3 protein-coding genes are annotated in these 2222 nt (G+C 72.1%); all 3 read left to right on the top strand.

The features are described from left to right. Window positions 1–853, top strand: an 853-nt coding sequence (gene cbiT, locus ACN269_RS34405; RefSeq protein WP_421477469.1) for a precorrin-6Y C5,15-methyltransferase (decarboxylating) subunit CbiT, incomplete at its 5' end; no start/stop codon positions are given. Beyond that, entirely contained in the window at window positions 850–1605 is a 756-nt protein-coding gene (gene cobM / locus ACN269_RS34400) for a precorrin-4 C(11)-methyltransferase (RefSeq protein WP_421477468.1), read from the top strand. The genes cbiT and cobM, both read left to right, overlap by 4 nt. Continuing rightward, on the top strand, window positions 1592–2222 hold a 631-nt coding region (locus ACN269_RS34395), incomplete at its 3' end, for a cobalt-precorrin-6A reductase (protein ID WP_421477467.1). The genes cobM and ACN269_RS34395, both read left to right, overlap by 14 nt.

Here is a 2222-nt window from a genome sequence, read left to right as displayed (position 1 = left end):
CCGGATGGGCTGGAGCGGCCCCGACACCGAGGTGATCAGCATCGTCACCGCCGCGCCGCACACCGCGGTGCGTCGCGGGGGACAGGCGGTGGTGCTGTCGCGCGACGGCACCGGCCCGGCGGTGCTGGCCCGGCTACTGACCGAGACCGGTCGCGGCGACTCCGAACTGACCGTGCTCGAACAACTCGGCGGCCCGGCCGAACGGCGCCGAGACGGCACCGCGGCGCGCTGGGCCGTCGACCCGCCGACTGACGTCGACGCTCTCAACGTCGTTGCGGTCCGTTACCTGCCCGACCAGCGGCGCGTGGGCGCGTTGCCCGACGACTGGTTCGACCACGACGGGCAGCTGACCAAGCAACCGGTGCGCGCGGTCACGCTGGCCGCACTGGCGCCGCGGCCGGGCGAGCTGCTGTGGGATGTCGGCGCCGGGTCGGGCAGCGTCGCCGTCGAATGGTGCCGCAGCGCACCCGGCTGCCGGGCGGTGGCGTTCGAACGCGACGCGCAGCGCCGCGACCGCATTGTCGCCAACGCCACAGCCTTCGGGGTGCCGGTCGAGGTGCGCGGGGCCGCGCCGGACGACTTCGCCGGCGTCGCGCCACCGGCGGCGATCTTCATCGGCGGCGGGCTGACCCAGCCCGACCTGCTGGACACCTGCCTGGAGGTGCTGCCCGCGGGTGGACGGCTGGTCGCCAATGCGGTCACCGCCGAGTCGGAAGCTGTTGTCCTGGCGCGGTACTCGGCATCCGGCGGGGAGCTGCGCCGGTTCCAGCACTACCGGGGTGAACCGGTCGGCGGCTTCACCGGATGGCGCCCGGCCCTGCCGGTGACCCAGTGGACGGTGGTGAAACCGTGACGGTGTACTTCATCGGGGCCGGCCCGGGTGCGGCCGATCTGATCACGGTGCGCGGCCAGCAGTTGCTGCGGCGCTGTCCGGTGTGCCTGTACGCCGGTTCGATCATGCCCGACGAACTGCTGGCGCTGTGCCCGCCGGATGCCCGGGTCATCGACACCGGTCCGTTGACGTTGGACCAGATAGTCGACGAACTCGCCGCCGCGCACACCGCGAACCGGGACGTGGCGCGGCTGCACTCCGGTGACCCGTCGATCTACAGCGCCCTGGCCGAACAATGCCGCCGCCTCGACGCGCTCGGCATCGACTACGAGATTGTGCCGGGAGTGCCGGCGTTCGCCGCCGCGGCCGCCGCGCTGGGCCGCGAGCTGACGGTACCCGGTGTCGCGCAGACGATCACGCTGAGCCGGGTGGCTACCTTGTCGACAGCCATGCCTGAGCGAGAAGACCTGCGCACGTTGGCCGGAGTCGGCGGCACCCTGGTACTGCACTTGGCCGCCGCGCAAATCGACAGCGTCGTCGCCGAACTCAGCGCCGGTGGCTACTGCGCAGACACTCCGGTGGCGGTGGTCGCCTTCGCGAGCTGGCCCACCCAGGTGGTGCTGCGCGGCACCCTGGCCGACATCGCCGGGCAGATGCGGACCGCCGGGGTGACCAGGACGGCCGTCATCGTCATCGGCGACGTGCTGGCGGCCGAAGGGTTCACCGACAGCTATCTGTATTCGGCCGATCGGCGACGGGGTGACCGGCATTAAGATCCTGCTGCTCGGTGGCACCGGTGAGGCCCGGGCCCTGGCCGCCGCGGTACCGGCCGGGGTCGACGTGATCAGCTCCCTGGCCGGCCGGGTGCCCGACCCGGCGCTGCCGGTCGGCGAAGTGCGCATCGGAGGCTTCGGCGGCGCGGCTGGGTTGCGACGATGGTTGCAGGACAACGCGGTCGATGCCGTGGTGGATGCCACCCACCCGTTCGCCGCCACCATCACGGCCACTGCCGCCCGGGTCTGCGCTGGGCTGGGGATGCCGCATCTGGTGCTGGCCCGGCCGGGTTGGCCGCCCGGCGCGGCGATCCTGGTCGCCTCCGACCGCGCGGCCGCAGAAACCGTGATCCAGCAGGGATATTCGCGGGTGTTTCTGACCACCGGCAGGTCGTCGGTCGCGGCGTTTGCAGCGTTGGATGCTTGGTTCCTGATCCGGGTGGTGACCCCACCGGACCCCGCGGTTCTGCCGGCCCGACACCAGTTGGTGTTGTCCCGGGGCCCGTATGACTACGACGGAGAACGGGCGCTGCTGCGCGAGTGGCGGGTCGACGCTTTGGTGACCAAGAACAGCGGCGGTGAGATGACCCGGGCCAAGCTGGACGCTGCTGCGGCGC

Origin of the sequence: Micromonospora sp. WMMD736 (genome assembly GCF_049179015.1) — a bacterium.
GTDB lineage: Bacteria > Actinomycetota > Actinomycetes > Mycobacteriales > Micromonosporaceae > Micromonospora.
The sequence above is the reverse complement of the archived record's forward strand: the minus strand, read 5'-3'. Positions and strand labels throughout refer to the sequence as shown.